16 protein-coding genes are annotated in these 18,411 nt (G+C 50.0%); all 16 read left to right on the top strand.

Features of this window, described 5'->3' with window-relative positions; all coding sequences use genetic code 11:
* Nucleotides 1–74 precede the first annotated feature (74 nt).
* The 16 genes from rpoN (at nt 75) to DCMF_RS14865 (ending at nt 18,401) form a co-directional block, all read left to right on the top strand.
* Nucleotides 75–1,448, top strand: a complete 1,374-nt coding sequence (gene rpoN / locus DCMF_RS14935) for an RNA polymerase factor sigma-54 (RefSeq protein WP_148135155.1) — start codon at nt 75–77, stop codon at nt 1,446–1,448.
* Nucleotides 1,449–1,701: 253 nt separating this feature from the next.
* Nucleotides 1,702–3,537, top strand: coding sequence for a cobalamin-dependent protein (locus DCMF_RS14930; protein ID WP_148135154.1), 1,836 nt, complete (start codon nt 1,702–1,704; stop codon nt 3,535–3,537).
* Entirely contained in the window at nt 3,531–5,156 is a 1,626-nt protein-coding gene (locus DCMF_RS14925; RefSeq protein ID WP_148135153.1) for a response regulator transcription factor, read from the top strand. Before DCMF_RS14930 ends, DCMF_RS14925 begins: the two co-directional genes overlap by 7 nt.
* A gap of 241 nt (nt 5,157–5,397) precedes the next feature.
* Nucleotides 5,398–6,147, top strand: coding sequence for a GntR family transcriptional regulator (locus DCMF_RS14920; protein WP_236860337.1), 750 nt, complete (start codon nt 5,398–5,400; stop codon nt 6,145–6,147).
* 28 nt (nt 6,148–6,175) lie between these two features.
* Entirely contained in the window at nt 6,176–7,210 is a 1,035-nt protein-coding gene (locus tag DCMF_RS14915) for a zinc-dependent alcohol dehydrogenase (protein WP_148135151.1), read from the top strand.
* Nucleotides 7,207–8,685 (top strand): xylulokinase, encoded by a 1,479-nt coding sequence (locus DCMF_RS14910; protein WP_148135150.1) that lies wholly within the window; start codon nt 7,207–7,209, stop codon nt 8,683–8,685. Before DCMF_RS14915 ends, DCMF_RS14910 begins: the two co-directional genes overlap by 4 nt.
* Nucleotides 8,686–8,718: 33 nt before the next feature.
* Nucleotides 8,719–9,477, top strand: a complete 759-nt coding sequence (locus DCMF_RS14905; RefSeq protein ID WP_148135149.1) for a class I fructose-bisphosphate aldolase — start codon at nt 8,719–8,721, stop codon at nt 9,475–9,477.
* A gap of 26 nt (nt 9,478–9,503) precedes the next feature.
* On the top strand, nt 9,504–10,847 hold the full coding sequence (locus DCMF_RS14900) for an FAD-binding oxidoreductase (protein ID WP_148135148.1): 1,344 nt from the start codon (nt 9,504–9,506) through the stop codon (nt 10,845–10,847).
* 13 nt (nt 10,848–10,860) lie between these two features.
* Nucleotides 10,861–12,000: a (Fe-S)-binding protein gene (locus DCMF_RS14895; protein WP_148135147.1), complete on the top strand. Its 1,140-nt coding sequence runs from the start codon at nt 10,861–10,863 to the stop codon at nt 11,998–12,000.
* Complete coding sequence (locus DCMF_RS14890) at nt 11,993–13,396, top strand: amidohydrolase family protein (RefSeq protein WP_148135146.1); 1,404 nt, start codon at nt 11,993–11,995, stop codon at nt 13,394–13,396. The genes DCMF_RS14895 and DCMF_RS14890 overlap by 8 nt, the downstream gene beginning before the upstream one ends.
* 24 nt (nt 13,397–13,420) lie before the next feature.
* Nucleotides 13,421–14,443 (top strand): zinc-dependent alcohol dehydrogenase, encoded by a 1,023-nt coding sequence (locus DCMF_RS14885; protein WP_148135145.1) that lies wholly within the window; start codon nt 13,421–13,423, stop codon nt 14,441–14,443.
* A 35-nt stretch (nt 14,444–14,478) separates the two neighbouring features.
* Nucleotides 14,479–15,348 carry a hypothetical protein gene (locus DCMF_RS14880; protein ID WP_148135144.1) on the top strand — a complete coding sequence of 290 codons (870 nt, stop codon included), beginning with the start codon at nt 14,479–14,481 and terminating at the stop codon, nt 15,346–15,348.
* A 176-nt stretch (nt 15,349–15,524) separates the two neighbouring features.
* Complete coding sequence (locus tag DCMF_RS14875) at nt 15,525–16,139, top strand: hypothetical protein (RefSeq protein ID WP_148135143.1); 615 nt, start codon at nt 15,525–15,527, stop codon at nt 16,137–16,139.
* 136 nt (nt 16,140–16,275) lie between these two features.
* Nucleotides 16,276–16,404 carry a hypothetical protein gene (locus DCMF_RS30110; protein WP_257790911.1) on the top strand — a complete coding sequence of 43 codons (129 nt, stop codon included), beginning with the start codon at nt 16,276–16,278 and terminating at the stop codon, nt 16,402–16,404.
* 219 nt (nt 16,405–16,623) lie between these two features.
* Entirely contained in the window at nt 16,624–17,523 is a 900-nt protein-coding gene (locus DCMF_RS14870; protein ID WP_214658626.1) for an energy-coupling factor transporter transmembrane component T family protein, read from the top strand.
* 35 nt (nt 17,524–17,558) lie between these two features.
* Nucleotides 17,559–18,401 (top strand): energy-coupling factor ABC transporter ATP-binding protein, encoded by an 843-nt coding sequence (locus DCMF_RS14865; protein WP_148135141.1) that lies wholly within the window; start codon nt 17,559–17,561, stop codon nt 18,399–18,401.
* Nucleotides 18,402–18,411: the final 10 nt, after the last annotated feature.

Below are 18,411 nucleotides of genomic sequence, written 5' to 3'. Positions count from 1 at the left end.
AACAGGAATTCCGGCCAAAAAAAAGAATACTATAAATATATAAAGAATAATGAATGAATATAAGGTGAAATGGTATGGAACCAAAACTCATCCTGGAACAAAGCCAAAAACTGATTATGACCCCGGAACTGAAACAGGCCATTACGGTCTTGACTTTGCCTGCCTTGGAACTGACCAATTATATTCAGCAGCAATTGGAAGAAAACCCGGTGCTGGAATTGCCGGAAGGTTTGGCCGGGGAATCTGATCTGCCGGGAAATGAGGATGGGAGCCCGGACTTGAAGGAATTGTTTGCCGATTCCAGTGATTTGGGACTGGGGCCGGGTATTTCCCGGGAAAGAAAAGAGACGGTTTTTGAACCCGTGGCGGTACAGCATTCATCCCTCCAGGATTACCTGAAGTTTCAACTCCATATTATTAAATTAACCCCCCAGCAAAGCCGCATCGGCGAGTATATTATCGACAACATTAATCATGAAGGTTATTTGACCACCACCATTCCCGAGATTGCCGAGGCTATCAAAGTGAATACCTCGGATATTACGGATCTTTTAACGATCATCAAGACCTTTGATCCTTCGGGCGTGGGTGCGTCTAATCTGGGGGAATGCCTGGAACTTCAGCTGGATCCCAGTGATCCCAGATATGAATTGCTCGTGGAATTGATTGAAAACCACCTGGATGATATTGCGGCGAACAGATTGGTCCTGGTGGCCAAAAGTCTTAAGATTTCCTTGAAGGAAACCCAGGACCTGGTATCCGCCATCAAAACTCTGGATCCCAAGCCGGGGCTGCAGTATGCGGAAGAAAAATCGGTGGAATATATTCTCCCCGACGTCGTCATTGAGCGGGTAGGAAATGAATATGTGGTTTTAGTCAATGATACCACTGTTCCCCGGCTCAATATTAATTCCTATTACCGCAATCTGGTGCGCAATGATTTAAAGGTGGACGACAGTGTGCGCAAGTTTGTGGAAGGAAAGCTCAATTCGGCCGTATGGCTGATCCGAAGCATTGAACAGCGCCGCATTACCTTATATAAGGTGGCTTCCGCCGTGGTGGAATACCAGCGGGAATTTTTGGATAAGGGAATTGCTTTTCTGGTTCCTCTCACCTTAAAAGAAATAGCGGAAAAGGTGGGGGTCCACGAATCAACAGTGAGCCGGGCCATCAGCAGTAAATATGTGCAAACACCCCGAGGGACCTTTTCCTGGAAGTTCTTTTTTGCCAGCGGCATCGTCACTTCGGAAGGGGATGCGGCCTCAGCCAACTGGATTAAAAAAATGATTCAGGACTTTATTAGTGCGGAGAATCCCAACCAGCCCCTCAGTGATCAAAAATTAACGGATCTCTTGCAGGGAAAAGGAATCAATATTTCCCGCCGTACGGTGGCAAAATACCGGGAAGATTTAAGTATCCCCAGCTCCAGCAAAAGAAAAAGATATTAATTCAATTCGCAACAAAGCTAACATTTCGCAATAATTTAATCTTGTGGTATCCTTATATAAATAATAAAATTTTATTTGAGGGGAGCTTTAATGAGGTACTCCATTCAAGGAAAATAGTCTTTAATTGATCATATCCGGCCGTAAGAGGCTTTCTCTCTGCGGCCTTTATATATTTTTTTCGGTTTTTGCATAAAATGATAAGTGTAATTTATCACATGATGATTTTGCACTCTGCTGAAAGGACGAGATAGCGATGTCGGGTCAATTTGATAAGATTGTGGAGGCAATTCTCAGCGGAAATACGGCGGCTGTCCGGGACCAGGTAAAAAAAGCATTAGCCATGGGAGAGGACCCGGTGAAAATTATTTCCTCCGGTCTGGTGGCTGCTATGGATATCGTAGGAAATAAGTTTGAGCGCAATGAAATTTATGTCACCGAGCTGATTGTCACGGCCCGGGCCATGCATGCCGGGCTCAATGAAATACGGCCTCATATGGCGGCCCATAATGCGGCAATCGCCGGAAGAGCTGTCATCGGCACCGTGGCGGGAGACCTCCATGATATCGGCAAGAATCTCTTAAAGCTGATGTTGGAGGCATCCGGCTTTGAGGTTTTTGATTTAGGGGTGGATGTTTCGGCGGGAAGATTTGTCGAGGCGGTGGCCAAGCATAAACCCCAGGTCCTGTGCCTGTCCGCCCTCCTTAGTACCACGGTAAAAGCCATGAATGAGACAGTCGATGCTTTGCAGGAAGCCGGGCTCCGGGACCACGTCAAAGTGATTGTAGGGGGGGCGGCTCTAAGTGCCGAACTGGCTGCGAAAATCAGGGCGGATGCCTACGCTGCCGATGCCGTCTCAGGAGTTCAGGTGATTAAAGAATTAGTGAGTTCCCCGGATGATCCGGCGGCCCCTTTTATTCTGGAAAATATTTTTTCCGGCACTTCTTTGGAGGAACTGCAAAAGGCCTTTTCCGCTCTGGTGGGCCTTGACCTGATGGTGGTGGATTCCTGGGGCCATCCCATTTCCGCGCCAGGATCCTTTCTGGGTTGTTCCAAATATTGTCACGAGGTGAAGACTGCTTTAGGCAACATCGGCTATCAAACCGTACCTTTGTGGGAAGGATTAAAGGATGCCTTTGCCTATCGCTGCCGGGCCGGTTTAATTGAAATTACCTATCCTTTGATTGGCAGCGTGGGAAAGGTAGGGGCGATCATGGTGGGACACTTTTTGATGGAGGAGGACTGTCTTCCCGGCCATTGTCCGGAAGGAATTCCCGTGCTGTCCAGAGAAAAACTGGAGAATGTGTGTCAGCTTCTCTCCTTTCTGGGCGGGCGGATTATCGACTTGAGCCAGGCCCTGGCGGCCAACCGTCAGTTGGAAGAGCAGCGGGCCAGCTTTATCCATTTTATGAAACGCCAGCACCGGCTGGAAGAAGCTTTAAAGGATGCAGAACTAAATGCTTTACAGTTACAAGTAAATCCCCATTTTCTTTTTAATGCCTTAAATACCATTTCCCGTTTAGCTTTGCTGCAGGGAGACTCTCTTACCGAACGGGTGGTAGGAGCCCTGGCCCGTCTCATGCGGTACAGCTTATACCAGGTTAAGTCTATGGTCAGTGTGCGGGAAGAGGTGCGGGCGGTCCAAGACTTTTTGCTCATTCAGGAGGCCCGTTTTCAAGGACGGATTACCAGCCGGGTGGAAATTGATGAGGACATCATGAGTGGCCAGATGCCCTGCATGATTTTGCAGCCTTTGGTGGAAAATGCCTGCCTGCACGGCCTAGAGCCCCTGAAAAAAGGCGGCATTGTCTCTGTCCGGGGCTGGCTGGAAGACGATCAAATCTGCTTTGAAATTGAAGATAACGGGGTGGGGATGCCGGACCAGGTGAAAAAGGACATCTTTCAGATGCGGGTGAGATCCGACAGCCGGACCCAGGTGGGCGGCTTAGGACTGCCCAACGTCTTAAGGCGACTGCAATATCAATTCGGCAGCAGGTGTGCTTTGGATATCGACAGTTCCCCCGGGAAAGGAACCAGGCTCCACTTGTCGTTTCCTTTTCAGGAACGTGAAGGGAGGGATCAGGAGTGTTGAATATTCTCATTGTTGATGATGAACCCTTAGAACGTCAGGGCATCCGCTTAATTTTGGAGACATACCGGCCCGGCGACCGCATTGTGGGGGAAGCGGGAGATGGGGAAGAAGCCGTGCGCATTGCTACGGCGGTGAAACCGGACGTGGTTTTGCTGGATATTCGCATGCCTGGGTTGGACGGCATGGAAGTGGCCCGGTTGTTAAGACCGGCGCTGCCGGATACCCGGCTGGTGGTGGTCAGTGCTTACGGAGAATTTAATTATGCCAAAAAGGCAGTGGGTTTGGGTATTTCGGATTACCTGCTCAAACCGGTCGATACCCAGGAAATGATCAAGCTTTTAGACCGCTTGGATGCCCAGGTGGCTTCGGAACGGGAATCGAAAGAGGAAATGGAAAGACTGCGCGCCACCCTCCAGGATGTGATGCCGCTGATCCGGGTCGGCTTTGTGATGGACCTGGTCAATGGCAGCCTGACCAATGCGGAGGAAGTAACCAACAGGGCGAAATTTCTCAATATTCATCAAACCTTACGTTTAGCCCTCCATGTCTGGATCGATAATTTAAGCGGGCATAAAACCTACCGGTCGGAATTGGAGCATCAAATCCTCCAGAAACAGGTGGGAGATGCCATCCAAGCCGCGATCAATCAATGGCCGGGGGCGCTCATGGTTCCGGTGGGAAGCGGACAATTTGTCGTCCTCCTTCCTGCCGAAGACGCCGAGGAGGAACAAGCCCTGCGCGAGGCCAGTCAAAAGCTGGGAGAGGAAATCTGTTGCGCTGTGCGCTCCGGCACCACAGCTACCGTTACCGTGGGCATGGGCCGGCCGGCCAAAGGACCCAGCGGGCTGGCCCGGTCTCATGCCGAGGCTTTGGCCGCCGGGGAATTCCGCCTTTTATATGGGGGAGACCAGGCGATCCACGCCGATGACGTCACCACCCCCCATGATTCCGGCATTCTCTTTGAACAGGGAAATGAAAAAGGCATGGCCATGGCCATTCGCATGGGAGACTGGGAGAGGACGAAACAGCACTTCCTGGCTCTCTGGACGGATTTTCCCCTGGAGCAGAAACTGAATGGGGCAGATGTGCGCATGAAGCTGCTGGAGATTTCCGCCATGGCTTCCCGGGCCGCCGTGGAAGGCGGGGTAAAACCGGAGGAAGTGACCTCCTTGAACATTCCTTCCGATAAAGAAATTAATTCCATGAATTCCGTAGCCTTGATTCAGGAGCATGCCCTATCCTGGCTGGGCGAGCTGGTGGGAAGAGTGCGGGCGTCTCGGGAATTCCGCAATGCCAGTCTGGTGGAAAAAGCCGTGCGTTTTGTGGAAGAGAACTATCATCAGGAATTAAGCCTGGAGGACGTAGCCCACCAAGTCTATCTCAGCCCCTGTTATTTTAGCCGCTTATTCAAGCAGGTGAAGGGATGGAGTTTTTCCGAGTATCTCACCCAGGTGCGCATGGAAGAGGCGCGCCGGTTGTTGCTGAATACGGATTGTCAAATTTCCGAGATCGCGGCCCGGGTCGGTTACCGGGATGCCCGTTATTTCAGCCAGGTTTTTAAGCGGAATGAAGGGTGTACCCCCATCAGCTACCGCCGGGATGCCGTTAAATATAATTAATGGCTTATCTAAATCGCAAGAATAAGGCAATAAATTAATAAGAAAAACTCAAGTTCATTTGACAAAAAGAACTTGAGTTTTTTATTTTTACATAGTAAGATAAGTTTATAATGTTATAACAAATTTGTCATAACGTTATAAACTATTCATAGAATAGGAGTAACAATTACATATTCTTTGCTTGGGTTGTCCGGTTCTTTTGATAGAACGTAATTTGAAGTTAAAGAAGGGAAATGAATTGATGAAAATTGTACCGTTGGGAATTGATCGCAATGCTCCGGAACCATTATATTATCAGCTCAAACAAATCATTCTGAATCAAATTAGCCAGGGAATTGTCAAACCCGGAGACCTGATTCCCGCAGAAAGAGAATTGATCGAAATCCATCAGGTAAGTCGCATGACCGTGAGGCTTGCCATCCAAGAACTGGTCCAAGAAGGCTATCTGGTCAGACAACAAGGAAAAGGAACCTTTGTCGCCCAACCGAAAATCCGGCGTGTCATAGGGGAATTGAGAAGTTTTTCGGAGGATATGAGTTTTAGCGGGCGTAAACCGGGGTCCACACTTCTGGACTTAAGATTTGAACATGCCGTCGGCCAAGTTTGTCAGGCTTTAAAAATAGGGGAAGGAGAAATGGTGTGGGTGGTAGAGCGTTTGCGTACCGTAGATAATGGCGAACCCCTTTCTTACAACCAGTCCTTTTTAAAATTACCGGAAGGAACCTCTTTGACCATTGAAGAGCTGAAGCAGGAAGTATCCTTGTGGGCCTTGCTGGCCCGTAAGGGAATTCACCTGACGGATGTGGAGGAAACGGTACAGGCCATTGTGGCCAGCCGGCGCCAGGCCGAACTGCTCAAAGTGAATGTGGGGGATCCTCTTCTTGTCATTGAAGGCGTTACTTATTCGGAGCAGGGGGTACCGATTGAATATTCCCATAATGTGAACCGGGCGGACCGGTTTAAATATTTTGTTAAAAAGGCCCATCAATAAAGCAAAGCAGTGCGAAGGAGGTAGGATCATGGTCAAAACAATGCAGTCCATGTGGCTTGTGGCCCCTAATGCGATTGAATCCAAAGAGGTGCCGATTTATGACCTGGAGCCTGATGAAGTGTTAATCAAGGTGGCCTATTGCGGTATTTGCCCTTGGGACCTGCGGGCCTATCTAGGTAAAAAAAAGGTGCCCCTGCCCAGAATACTGGGTCACGAAATTGCCGGGACGGTCGTGGAAGTAGGTCAAAAAGTACGTGATCTGGCCATCGGCCAGCGGGTGGTAGGGGACTTTATCGTCAAGTGCGGCTATTGTGACAACTGTCGAGAAGATAGAAGCAATTTGTGCACAAATCCTACCTATCTTCCCGGGGGATTCGCGGAATATGCCAAGTGTCCCCGAAAGAATATTCATCTCATCCGGTCCCAAGGGACCAGTATGAAGGCGGCTGCTTTTACCGAACCTTTAGCCACCGTTTACCGGGGACAGTGCAAACTTCATCTAAAACCCGGTGAAACAGAGCTGGTGGTGGGAGCAGGACCCATCGGCCAGATGCATGCCCAGGTTGCCCGCTATTTTGGAGCAAAGGTGATTGTGGCTGATTTACTTCAGGAACGCCTGGATCTGGCCTTAGAATTAGGGGCAGATGCGGTGATCCGGAGCAGTTCCGGCTTAGATCTGGCAAAAGCCGTCAAAGAAGTAAATCAGGGAAAAGGGGCGGATGCCGCTGTGGTGGCGGTACAATCGGCTCCGCTGGTGGTGGAAACGGCAAAAGCTTTAGCTGTAGGGGGACGCTTAAATATTTTTGCCGGGATTTATCCGGTAGACCCCTTAATCATTGACCCCAACCTGATTCATTATCAAGAATTAACGATTCTGGGCTCGGCGGACAGTACGGGCAACGAGTTTCATCAAGCCTTGAATTTTATTGAAACAGGCCGGGTGAAGGTAGAAAAATTGATTTCTCATCTGCTGCCCCTGGAAAAACTCCAGGAGGGGCTGGATATTGTCGCCGCCTATCAGGGGATGAAGGTGATGATGGAGGTAGGGGGAGAAAATCAGTGAAGCATGACGGGCTGGGGATTTTAGGGATTGATGTGGGGACTTCGTCATTAAAAGCAGTGGCATTTAATGGCACAGGAGAGATCCAGGCCCTTTCCCGAGTAGCTTATACCTATGCCATCCCCCAGTCCGGTTGGGCGGAAATTGATCCGGAAACTTGGTGGCTGGCCTTGAAAAAGGCCCTCCTTGATCTGGAAAGCCAAGACATCCAGCTGAAAAAACTATCAGCCGTTTCTTTTACAGGGCAAATGCATACGGGGGTACTGCTGGATCAGGAAAACGTTCCGATATCCCCGGCCATTCTGTGGCTGGACCGGCGTGCCGCAGGGGAAACGGAGGAATTAAGACAAAAATTAAATCTGCCCCCTTATCAATTAAACAGTACATACACATTACCGAAATTGCTCTGGATGCATCGGCACCGGCCGGAATTAATGGAGAAAGCAAAGCGCATCTTATGGCCGAAAGATTACCTGCGCTGGCGTTTTACGGGGGAAATCTGTACCGACGAAACAGACGCCATCGGGTCCGGTTTATATGATTGGGAAGGGAAATGCTGGGACCCGGAGCGTGTGAAAATGCTGGGCTGGGCGCCGGAGGTCTTGCCGCCCATCAGACCTTCAAATGCCGACGGTGGCACGGTCCTGTCCTCTGTGGCGGAAGAATTAGGGCTGAACCCAAATCTCAAAGTGGTGATTGGCATGGGAGATATGGCAGCCTTGCTGGGAGGGGCTCCCCTGAAAGAGGGGCGCGTAGTTTGCTCCTTAGGCAGTTCTTCCATGATTTTTACCCGACTCTTTGATCACCGTAACGTATCGGCCCCTGACCATTCTCTATATTCTCTCCGCATGGGTTCCTTTCATCTTTTTGGCGGCGTTTCTTCCATCACCGGGGCGGCCCTGGATTGGCTCTATGAGCAAGTTTATGGAGGCCGGGAACGTCACATACCTTTTGAAAGCTTTATTCATGCGGCCCTGGACGTAAAACCCGGTGCCGAAGGCCTCGTCTTTTTGCCTTATTTGGCGGGAGAGAGAAGTCCCTATTGGAGTGATCAAATTACAGGCGGTTTTACCGGGTTAAAGATTTCCCATGATATGCGTCATCTGACCCGGGCGGTCCTGGAAGGAGTGGCCTTCAGCCTGAGGCATATCTTAGATCTTTTTCGAGAATCCGGGGTCCCGGTTACGGAATTGGCCCTGGCGGCAGGGGGAGTAAGAACGCCCGGTTGGGCCCAAATCATGGCGGATGTGTGTCAAATGGACGTCTTCATTTATACGGGCCAGGAAACCGTAACCCGGGTGCTCTTTGCCGCCTGTATGGATTATTTGGAGCAAGCAGATTTTGAAGAGATATTGACTGCTTCCTTTGATCAACCCCGGGTCATTTGCTGCCGGCCGGAGTTAAGCGGGGTTTATGAGGAGAATTATCAGAAATATCGTCAGTTTTCCAGGTTTGCGGCGGCCAACGCATCAAAATAATGGCACCTCAAAAATAGGAAGGAGTGTTGGATCATGTCAGGGAAAGAAAGAAGAATGCAACGAATTTTTATCGGACCCCAGCGGAGATGTTTGATGACCCCCCTGGATCATGCCCCCTGGTTAGGGCCATTACAAGGGATCCATCAACCGAAAGAAATTGTCCAAAAGGTTTTGGCCGGAGGAACCAATGCCCTTTTAGTGACGCCCGGTTTTTTGAAGCAAGTGGCTTCCCTGGTTTCACCCGAGATTGGCACCGTATTAAGAGTCAGTATTGTGGCGGGTCCCAGTGCAGAAGCGATCCAGGAAACGCCTGCCGCTACTCTGGAAACCGCACTGAGGATGGATGTGGACGCGGTAGCTGTTTCCATCTTTTTCGGCCGGGGCGGCGAAAGTGGCATCATGCGCTGGATGAGCGAGCTGATTGAGTCGGCGTACAAGTATGATATGCCCGTTTTGGCAGAAATGATGCCTGCCGCGGACAAATTCTATCAGGCCGACGCCATTGCCCATGTGGCCCGTTTAGGCATGGAGTTGGGCGCAGATATTATTAAAACCAATTACTGCGGGGACCCTGTTGCTTTTAGACAAGTGGTGGATGCCGTCCGCTTGCCCATCATTATTGCCGGAGGAGAAAATAAAAAGGGCGAGGATAAGGTGGAAGGGACGATCAACCTAATCAAGGAAATCGTGGCCGGAGGCGCATCCGGCGTGGCCATTGGCCGCAAGGTCTGGCAGGATGATGATCCGGAAGCTTTAGTGCGAAAAATGAAAGAGGCTTTGTTTTTGGAATAATCCTGGGTCTAAGGAGGTTGACCGGAGTGAATGGGGAAAAGATGGTGCATGAGCTCTCCCAGATTGTTGGTCCCAAATATGTCACGGTAGAGGAATTTATTTTACGTACCTATACCAATGATTTTGGCGTGTCTCTGCCCCGGCGGCCGGTGGCCGTGGTGCGGCCCGGATCCACAGACGAAATTGGGGAAATTATGAAATTCGCCCATAAAAATAAAGTTCCCGTTTCTCCCCGGGGGGGCGGGTCCGCCCAGGAAGGCGGCTGCCAGGCCGTCGAGGGCGGCATAGTCTTGGAGACCCTGCGCTTGAACCAGATTCTCCATATTGATGAGGAAAATGCCACGGTAACGGTGCAAGCAGGGGTGACCTTCGGGAAATTAATGAACTCCTTAGAAGAAAAAGGATGGAAAATCGGCGTGGCGCCTTCCGGAGCCTTAGCCGGAACGGTGGGGGCCCATTTGTCCCGCCCGGGTGTGGGCTGGGGCAACATCAAATACGTCAGCCAGGGGGATCAGATTTTAGGCGTGAAAGCGGTACTGCCTACGGGTGACGTGGTCAATACGGGAACAGGGGCCAACCCCCAAGCCGATACTTTCTTTCGCTATGCCTTAGGTCCGGATTTAACGGGGCTGTTTTTAGGCGCGGAAGGCGCGTACGGCATTGTCACAGAGGCCACTTTACGGCTGTATCCTTATCCGGAGGAAATATATTTAGAGCGATTTATTGTGAGAGACCGCGGTGTGGCGATCAAAATATTTCAGGAAATAGCAATACACAATCTTACCTGTTATATTTCTGCCCCTCTGGTCAACCCGGATTATGTGCTGTTCGATATTAATATTGAAGGGTATCACGACGAAGTGGCCCTGCGCAAAGAGAGAGTCCGTGATCTGATTTTGAAATACCCGGGGGTTGAGTTAAGAGGTGCCGAGGAACCGAACAAGTTCTGGAGTTACCGCTGGTATAATACGGGTATGGAATTTAAAGAGGGCATCGCCGGGGTGGTAAACTTTTTCCTGCCTTTTGATCAATTGGACGGCGGTCTGCGCGTGATGCGGGAAATCATAGACCGTCATCAGATTAAGAATTATGTGCAGCAAGTTTTTCCCGGACCGTCGGCCTCGGAAGTAGTCGCCTTATTATTCCACTTTCCCGGAGATGAAGAGGAGTACCATAAAATACGGGCCGCCTTAGATGAAATGATGGATAAAGCCCTGGAAATGGGCGGGGCGCCTTATTCCAAAGGGAGGCAATGGGCCCCCTATCTGAAAAAATATCTGGCAGACACCGGTTATGGGAAGCTGGCCCAAGCGATCAAGACGGCTGTGGACCCGAATCACATCATGAATCCTGGCGTCGCAGGCCTCTAGGAGGGGGATCACCGTGCTGAAAGACTATCTGGATAAAATTAATCATTGCACCCGATGCGGCTTCTGCCGGATCTGGGGGTGGGCCGACCTGGAAACGGTTTGTCCTGTCTATAAATATACGCCCGGTTGGGAAACCCAGTATGCCCGGGGCAGGGTAAAATTAGCGAAAGACCTCAGTGAAGGAGAATTAGACCTGACCCCGCAGATGGTGGAACATATTTATCAGTGTACCTTATGCGGCCGTTGTGAAGTAGCCTGCCCGGTGGAGATGCCCTTACATGAAATATTTCAGGCCCTGCGCAGGGAAATTGCCGAACAGGGCCGCACAGTTCCGGAACACCGGGTGATGGCGGAAAACATCGAAAAAGTTGGGCACCCCTTTGGAGCAAGAAGAAGACATAAGTATGCGGACCGGTCCAAAGAGGAGGGGAAAGTAAACATCCTCTATTATCCCGGCTGTAATGCCAATTATAACGCGCCCAAAATCATCCGGGCCAATAAGGAGATCTTCACCAAGCTGGGATGGGATTTTCATATCATGGATGAAGACGCCTGCTGTGGCTATCCGCTCTATGAAAGCGGACAGATCGAGGAAATGAAAAAAGCAGGGGCAAGAAATCTAGATATCATCGGGCAGTATCATCCTAACCTGATCCTTACCAGTTGTCCCGGCTGCTTTCATGCTTTAAAAAATATCTATCCCCACCTGTTAGGGTTGACGCAGCCTTACCCGGTGATGGATATATCGCAGTTTTTATTTTCTGAAATTAAAAATAATGTATCCTTTTCTCATTATGATCAGGTCGTTACATGGCATGATCCTTGCGTATTGGGAAGACAATTGGGGATCTATGAAGAACCGAGGCAGTTGCTCCAGTCTATACCGGGTCTCCGCCTTGTGGAAATGAAGCAACATCATGAAAAGTCTAAATGCTGCGGGGCCAGTTTGGCGGAAGTGGAAAAAATGAATGAGTTGTCCATGCAGGTGGCCATAGACAGGATCCAGGAGGCGGGAGAAGCAGGGGCCGACGTACTGGTGACCTCCTGTCCGGCCTGCTATATCAACCTGAAAAGAGCCGCCGGTTTTTCCCAGTCAAAAGTCACCGTGAAATTCCTTTCGGAGATTGTGAATGAGGTGCTGAATCATGAATAATTCATGCAAACGCCAGGTAGACATTTTGATTGAACACGGGCTAATCGTCCCTGTCACCGGTCCCGATCAGATCATGGGTGATGGGGCAGTGGCGATAGACGGGGGTAAAATCATCGCTGTCGGCCCCCAAGAAGAATTGGGCGAAAGATATTCCGGCCGAAAAACCATCGATGCCCGTCATAAAGCCGTGCTGCCCGGTTTAATCAATGCCCATTGCCATTTCCTGCAAAATTTTCTCAAGGGCGCCAAGGACGACCTGCCTTTAATCAAGTGGATCGAAGAGGTGAGCTTTCCCCGGATCAGACTGGCGGTCCAGGATTATTTGGCTCACCGTCCTGAGCTTCAGTATTATGCCACGCTGCATGGCTGTATCGAGGCCCTAAAATGCGGCATTACCACGGCCGTGAACATGGAATGGGCCACGCCCCTGGAAACCATCGATGTCTATGAGCACACGGGAATCAGAGGGGTGCACACCCTCACCTTTACGGATAATGATCAATGGACGCCCCCGGAGGCGATTTTAAGTGACGGGGAGATATTTGGATTGGCGGACCGGTTGATAGAAAGGTGCGCCCGCTCCAAAGACCGCCGGGTGGCCTTTTGCTACGGCATTGCCTGCCCCAATTCCTGCTCCCCGGCATTGATTTCCAAGGTGCGGGAAGAAGCGGATAAAAACAAGGTTCTGGTGCATCTTCATTTGGCGGAAACGAACTTCGAATTTCAGAACATCTCGAAAAAATATCACAAAACGCCCACCGGTTATTTGCATCAATTAGGCATCCTGGGACCGGACGTTTTTGTCGCCCACGGTATCTGGCTTACGGACGAGGACATTCAGATTCTCAAGGAGACGGGCACTTCCGTGGTCCATAATCCTGAATGCAACATGAAAATCGCCTCCGGCGTGGCGCCCATTGCTAAAATGGCCCGGGCCGGCATCAATATTTCTTTAGGCACGGACAGTTGCGCGGTCAATGATAATACCGATCTCTTCGAAACCATGCGTACCACGGTTCTGCTCCAACGGGTGCATCAGTTGGATTCCGCCTGCCTTTCCAGCTACCAGGCCCTAGAAATGGCGACCCTGGGCGGAGCCAGGGCCATCGGCCTGGGTGACAAACTGGGTTCCCTGGAGCCGGGTAAACTGGCCGATCTGATTTTAGTAGATCTCACCTCCATCAATATGCGTCCCGTGAACAATGTGATTAACAATTTGGTTTACTGTGCCAACACGAATAATGTGGATACCGTGATTGTAGACGGCAAGGTCGTGGTAGAAAAGCAGCTCCTCCTCAATCTTGATGAGGAAAAGGCGGTTTCCCAGGCGGAGAAATTTGCCCAAAGGCGTTTTGAGGCCGCAGGACTGAAACTTCCCGCCTATTTTACACCTTAAGCGCAGGAAAGGGAGAGGAAAAAGATGAAAGTTGCCTTATTGACCGAGCCCTTGAAATTCAACCTTGTGGAGGAAGAAAAACCGGAGCCGGGACCGGATCAGGTGCGCATTCGGGTGGCCAGTGCGGGAATCTGCGGCACAGATATCGAAGCTTTTTTGGGAAATGTCCCCAGGGGATGGCACATCAGCTACCCTTTTAGAATGGGGCATGAGCTGGCGGGAACGGTGGATCAGGTGGGTGCCCATGTCACTACCGTCCGGGTGGGGGACCGGGTGGTTCCTGACGGCCGGTTAACCTGCGGGCATTGTTACCAGTGCCGGAGGAGAAAATTCAGTGCTTGCCTGAACGCGGGGTATATCTCCGGCGGCTTTATGGAATATACTGTTTACCCTTCCCGAAATTTAGTCAGACTCCCGGACGGACTGTCCTGGGATCAGGGCGCCTGGGCAGAACCCGTCTCCTGCTGCATCTATGGCAACAGCAAACTGGAGGTAGGCATAGGGGATACGGCGGTGGTTTTCGGGGATGGGCCCATCGGCATCATCCATGGCCAGCTGTTGAAAAAACGGGGGGCAAGGACGATCCTGGTGGGGGTGGCCGATCACAAGCTCAAGATTGCCGAACAAACGGGTATCGATGAGACCATTCACGCCCAAAGACGGGATCCGGTGGCCGAAGTGAGACGCCTCACCGGAGGCCGGGGTGCCGATATCGTCGTTGTGGCCGTGGGGCATGAAAAGGTTTTGGAGCAGGCCCTCTACCTGGCCGGCAGAGGGGGACAGATTTTATATTTTGCTGCGGCCTTAAAGGAAAAACTGGCCTTGCCCCTGGATCTGGTTCATTATCAGGAACTTAAGTTGATGGGGAGCTATGATTCTATGATTTGCCACTACGAAGACGCCCTTCAGGCGATGGCTTCCGGTGCCGTGGTGGTGGAGCCTCTCATTTCCCACCGGTTTGCTTTAGAGGATATTCAAAAGGCCTTTGAACTGGCAAGGAAAAGAGAAGGCTTGAAGATTTTGATCCAAAATAGGCATGTTCTCTGACATGCTTTCGAATTCATGGGTAAGGAGGGTCAGCGATGGAACTGAACGGAGTGGTGATCCAAGACACTTTTGCCGAAGCCTGGGCATTGGAAGTCGTGCGCCTGGTGATTACGGCCATTTCTGAGGAGGTAGCCCTTGGTGCCGCCCATCAGTTTGTGGGTGCCGCCGGCTCCAGCGAACTGGGATCCAGAATCAATGGGGGCATTGAGCGACGGGCCCTGCCCCAAGAGACCCCGGATGGACGACCGGGAATTATTTGCGCTGTGACCATGCCTCCCAACCGGCACAGTGATTTTATCCAAGAGCTGGCTTTAAGAGTGCATCTGGCCACTTTAATTCCCACCTGTGCCATTTTTAATGGTATGCTTCCCCAGATTACCGGCACGTCAAAAATGAACGTATATGAGCTGCTTCGTCCTCATTTTAACGAAAAGGAAGACCATGGGCAAATCGGCGGCCGCAGGGTATGTGTGGTACCCACTACGACGGGTGAGTTTGTTTTTGAAGAGGAACTGACTGTTTCCTTGCAGGGAACTGACGGACATTTTGTCTGTTATGCGGAAAATGAATCGGCTGCCGTCCTGGCTGTGAGCGCCGGGAAAAAGGCCCTTGAGGGAATTGATGGCGTATCCCCCATGGGATTTGGTTTGGAACAGGTATACCGGCTGGAGGAATATTGCCCGAAAATAAGAGAAAAGGTGGCCGGGTCAAAGGTTCCGGACCAGGTGGGCTCCATTTTGAATCTATTGATGTTTGGTGTGGAGGAGGCCCTGATGATGCGCGCCTTAAAAGAATCCATAGGTGCTGCCTGTAAAGTGCCTGGCGTGAAACAGATCGGGGCGATGAATTTTGGCGGGGAATTTGGTCCTTACCGGTTCTTCCTGCACCAAATCTTGAAATCTTGAAATAAGGACCGGCAACGGGGTCGGTCTCATTTTAGAAAAGAAAGGGGGATGCAGGGAAAATACGATTAAGGGGGGGATGGGCGAAGGAAAAAATCATGGGATGGATACTCTGTTCAGGGGCTGGTAAACTTCATGTAAACTTGCTAATTATGAAAAATTATTAGGAGGTGCCGTGAATGAGTGAAGTAATCGTGGAAAGAACCCGGGAAACAGTTCCGACTCCAAGTACGATCAACATTATCACTTGTGCCATTTGGGCGGGGATTATTGCGGTTTTACAGGTTTTGTCCATGCTGGGATTTTCGGTTTCTGCCGTTATTGTTAGTCTCAATATCGCTGTGAGCCTTTATGTGGTTTCCGGGCTTTGGTTCGGCGTCTGGGGCATTCTGGGTGCCTGCATTGGCATGATTATCGGCAACGTGATTGGCGGATTGCCCATTACCATTGTACTGCTGTTCCAAATTTGTACAATTTTTGAAATCGCTTTGCCGATGCTGGCCTTCCGCTTTTTCAAGTGTGATCCCCGGGCCCGGGATCTGAAGAGCATCGCCGTGTTTTTGATTTTTGGCGCCCTGCTCAATAGTTTAATTGGATCCTTCTGGAGCTCCTGGTATGTTCTCTTAGGTCAAGCGGCCCCGAAATTCTGGCTGGTTGCCGTGTTCCCGGGCTGGTTTGGGGGAGAATTTATTGGCAGAGCCATTCTGGGCCTGCTGGCCTTATGGGTCCTGTCCCCGTTTATCATGCGTTTTCGGGGATATGTTCCCAATACCTTTGATCGTTGGGTCGCGTAAGATGACTCTTCTGCTGGTTACGGATTAATAAGAATCATAGATTTCGGCAAAAAACGATTTTCTGAAGAGTATTCTCATCATTGGCCCTTTACTAAATTAATAAGTTAAATAAATAATTTTTAAGGAGAGGGATCACATGGTAGATACAAAAGGTTTGAACACCTGGACAATGGCAGCGATCATCTTTTGTGCCTTGTTTACTTTAGTAGCTACAGGACTGGTCACCTATGTCTTTACCGTCATTATTCCCAAGGCAGCGGGATGATCAACCTGGATCCATCAGCCCAGTAGAGAAATGATTAGTCAGATACAGATACCGCTAAGGTTTATGTTCTACTTTCAAAATTTATAAGTTTCAAAAGGTTGAAAGTATAAGTGCAACTAGGGCTTGCGCCAAGCCTCTGGCGAAGGCGCAAGCCAAGTTTTCTAATGACGAATCATTTTCTCCAAATGATGTGAAATGAATGAGTTGGGAGGGAAGCTTGTGGAAGCATCAATGGCCGGTTCCAGCGAATATCGGAAAACAATCTTTGGATATACCCCGAAATGGACTGCGTTTTCTGTATTTCATCCCTTGACCAGACTATTTATTATTTTGATTTTTAATGTCCCTTTTTTTATCATCAATCCCTTTATCAATATTTGGTTCTTTATTGCGGCCCTGATTTGTTTCAAAGTAGCAAAGGTACCGAGAAGCTATACCGTCAAATTTGTCCCTTTTCTGGTCACCTTAACCTTTTTTCTCTTTTTAAGTTTTGCCTTTTTCCCCTCTGTATGGATTACGCCACCCTATGAACATATAATTTTTAAGCTTTCCGGGTTTACCTACCATTATGAAAATTTGATCGCCTCTGTAACCATGTGGTGCCGCTGGATGTCAGCTATTTTTGGGGTCCTCTTTGTTTTTTCCGTGATTGACGAACGGGACATCAATATCGCCCTCAAGAGCCTGCGCATCCCCTATTTTCTCAGGCTGGCCATCTCTACCGCCTTGAGGTGCTTTTTCACATTTTATTATGACGCCATGCAGATCATTGAAGCCCAGAAAGCCCGGGGCCTGGATCTGGACAGTATGGGGGTCTTTAAAAAGGTGAAGTATTATGTGGCGGTGATGATCCCCCTGATTATGATTGAGCTGAAAAAGGCGGATGAAATGGCTGATGCGGCAGATTCCCGGGGCTATGTGGCCACCTTTAAAGCATCGGACTATAAACGGACGGAGTACATCGGCCATGAGGTCAAAGTAAAGATCCACGACCAGGCCTTGATGGTATTTTCCGTGGGCTTATTAGTCTTTGTGATCATTGCCAGAGGACTTCCGGGACTAGGAGACGTGATCCGCTTTATTCCTGCCGATCCCAGCTTTTGGACGAACTTGCTGTAGAGACATTCTGATTGAAGAAAGGTGGGCGAAATAAAATGAAGCAGCCCCTGATCAGTGTGCAAGATGTACATTTTACCTATCCGGACGGTACGAAAGCGCTCTTTGGGGCCAGTTTAGACATTTATGAGGGAGAAATGATGGCCATTGTCGGGCAAAACGGCTCCGGCAAGACCACATTGGTCAAACATTTCAACGGCCTGCTGAAACCGACGGTAGGCGATGTGCTGGTGGAAGGAATCAGTGTGAAGAAACAGCCTTTGGGACAGCTGGCCCAGAAAGTGGGCTATGTCTATCAGAATCCCAGCTTGCAGCTCTTCTGCCGCAGCGTACGTGATGAGGTCTCTTTTGGCCTAAAACTGGCCAAGGTGCCGCCGGACGTGATCAAAAAAAGGGTGGAGGAAGTGCTGGACACGGTAGGCCTGCTGGATAAGATTGAGGAATATCCCTTTTTTCTCACCACCGGGGAAAAACAACGGGTGGCCATTGCCGCCGTCCTGTCCCTAAACCCCAGTGTCTTGATTGTCGATGAACCTACCACGGGTCAGGATTTCAAAAGGGCCTATCAATTTATGGAGATTTTTGAACGCTTAAATAAAGAAGAAAATAAAACCATTATTTTTATTACCCACGAAATGCGTTTTACGACGGAATTTGCCCAGCGCACCGTTGTCGTCAATGACGGCAAAGTACTGCTGGACGGCCTGTCCACCCAGGTATTCACCCAAGTGGAAAAGTTGCAGGAGGCTTTTGTCACGCCTCCCCAGATCACCCAGCTGGCTTTGCAGTTAGGCTCTTTGGGAATCAGGCCCGATATCCTGAAAGTAAACGAACTTTATGCAGAAATTAAGAAAGAGTATCAAGACTTAAAAGTAGGTTGAGCAGAGGAGG

This window comes from Candidatus Formimonas warabiya (assembly GCF_002777255.1).
Taxonomy (GTDB): Bacteria; Bacillota; Dehalobacteriia; order Dehalobacteriales; family Dehalobacteriaceae; genus Formimonas; species Formimonas warabiya.
The sequence above is the reverse complement of the archived record's forward strand: the minus strand, read 5'-3'. Positions and strand labels throughout refer to the sequence as shown.

Bases quoted from the DNA above. Each gene is read 5' to 3' on its own strand.
- rpoN (WP_148135155.1), top strand. From the start codon at position 75: ATGGAACCAAAACTCATCCTGGAACAAAGCCAAAAACTGATTATGACC.
- DCMF_RS14930 (WP_148135154.1), top strand. From the start codon at position 1,702: ATGTCGGGTCAATTTGATAAGATTGTGGAGGCAATTCTCAGCGGAAAT.
- DCMF_RS14920 (WP_236860337.1), top strand. From the start codon at position 5,398: ATGAAAATTGTACCGTTGGGAATTGATCGCAATGCTCCGGAACCATTA.
- DCMF_RS14915 (WP_148135151.1), top strand. From the start codon at position 6,176: ATGGTCAAAACAATGCAGTCCATGTGGCTTGTGGCCCCTAATGCGATT.
- DCMF_RS14905 (WP_148135149.1), top strand. From the start codon at position 8,719: ATGTCAGGGAAAGAAAGAAGAATGCAACGAATTTTTATCGGACCCCAG.
- DCMF_RS14890 (WP_148135146.1), top strand. From the start codon at position 11,993: ATGAATAATTCATGCAAACGCCAGGTAGACATTTTGATTGAACACGGG.
- DCMF_RS14885 (WP_148135145.1), top strand. From the start codon at position 13,421: ATGAAAGTTGCCTTATTGACCGAGCCCTTGAAATTCAACCTTGTGGAG.
- DCMF_RS14880 (WP_148135144.1), top strand. From the start codon at position 14,479: ATGGAACTGAACGGAGTGGTGATCCAAGACACTTTTGCCGAAGCCTGG.
- DCMF_RS14875 (WP_148135143.1), top strand. From the start codon at position 15,525: ATGAGTGAAGTAATCGTGGAAAGAACCCGGGAAACAGTTCCGACTCCA.
- DCMF_RS30110 (WP_257790911.1), top strand. From the start codon at position 16,276: ATGGTAGATACAAAAGGTTTGAACACCTGGACAATGGCAGCGATCATC.
- DCMF_RS14865 (WP_148135141.1), top strand. From the start codon at position 17,559: ATGAAGCAGCCCCTGATCAGTGTGCAAGATGTACATTTTACCTATCCG.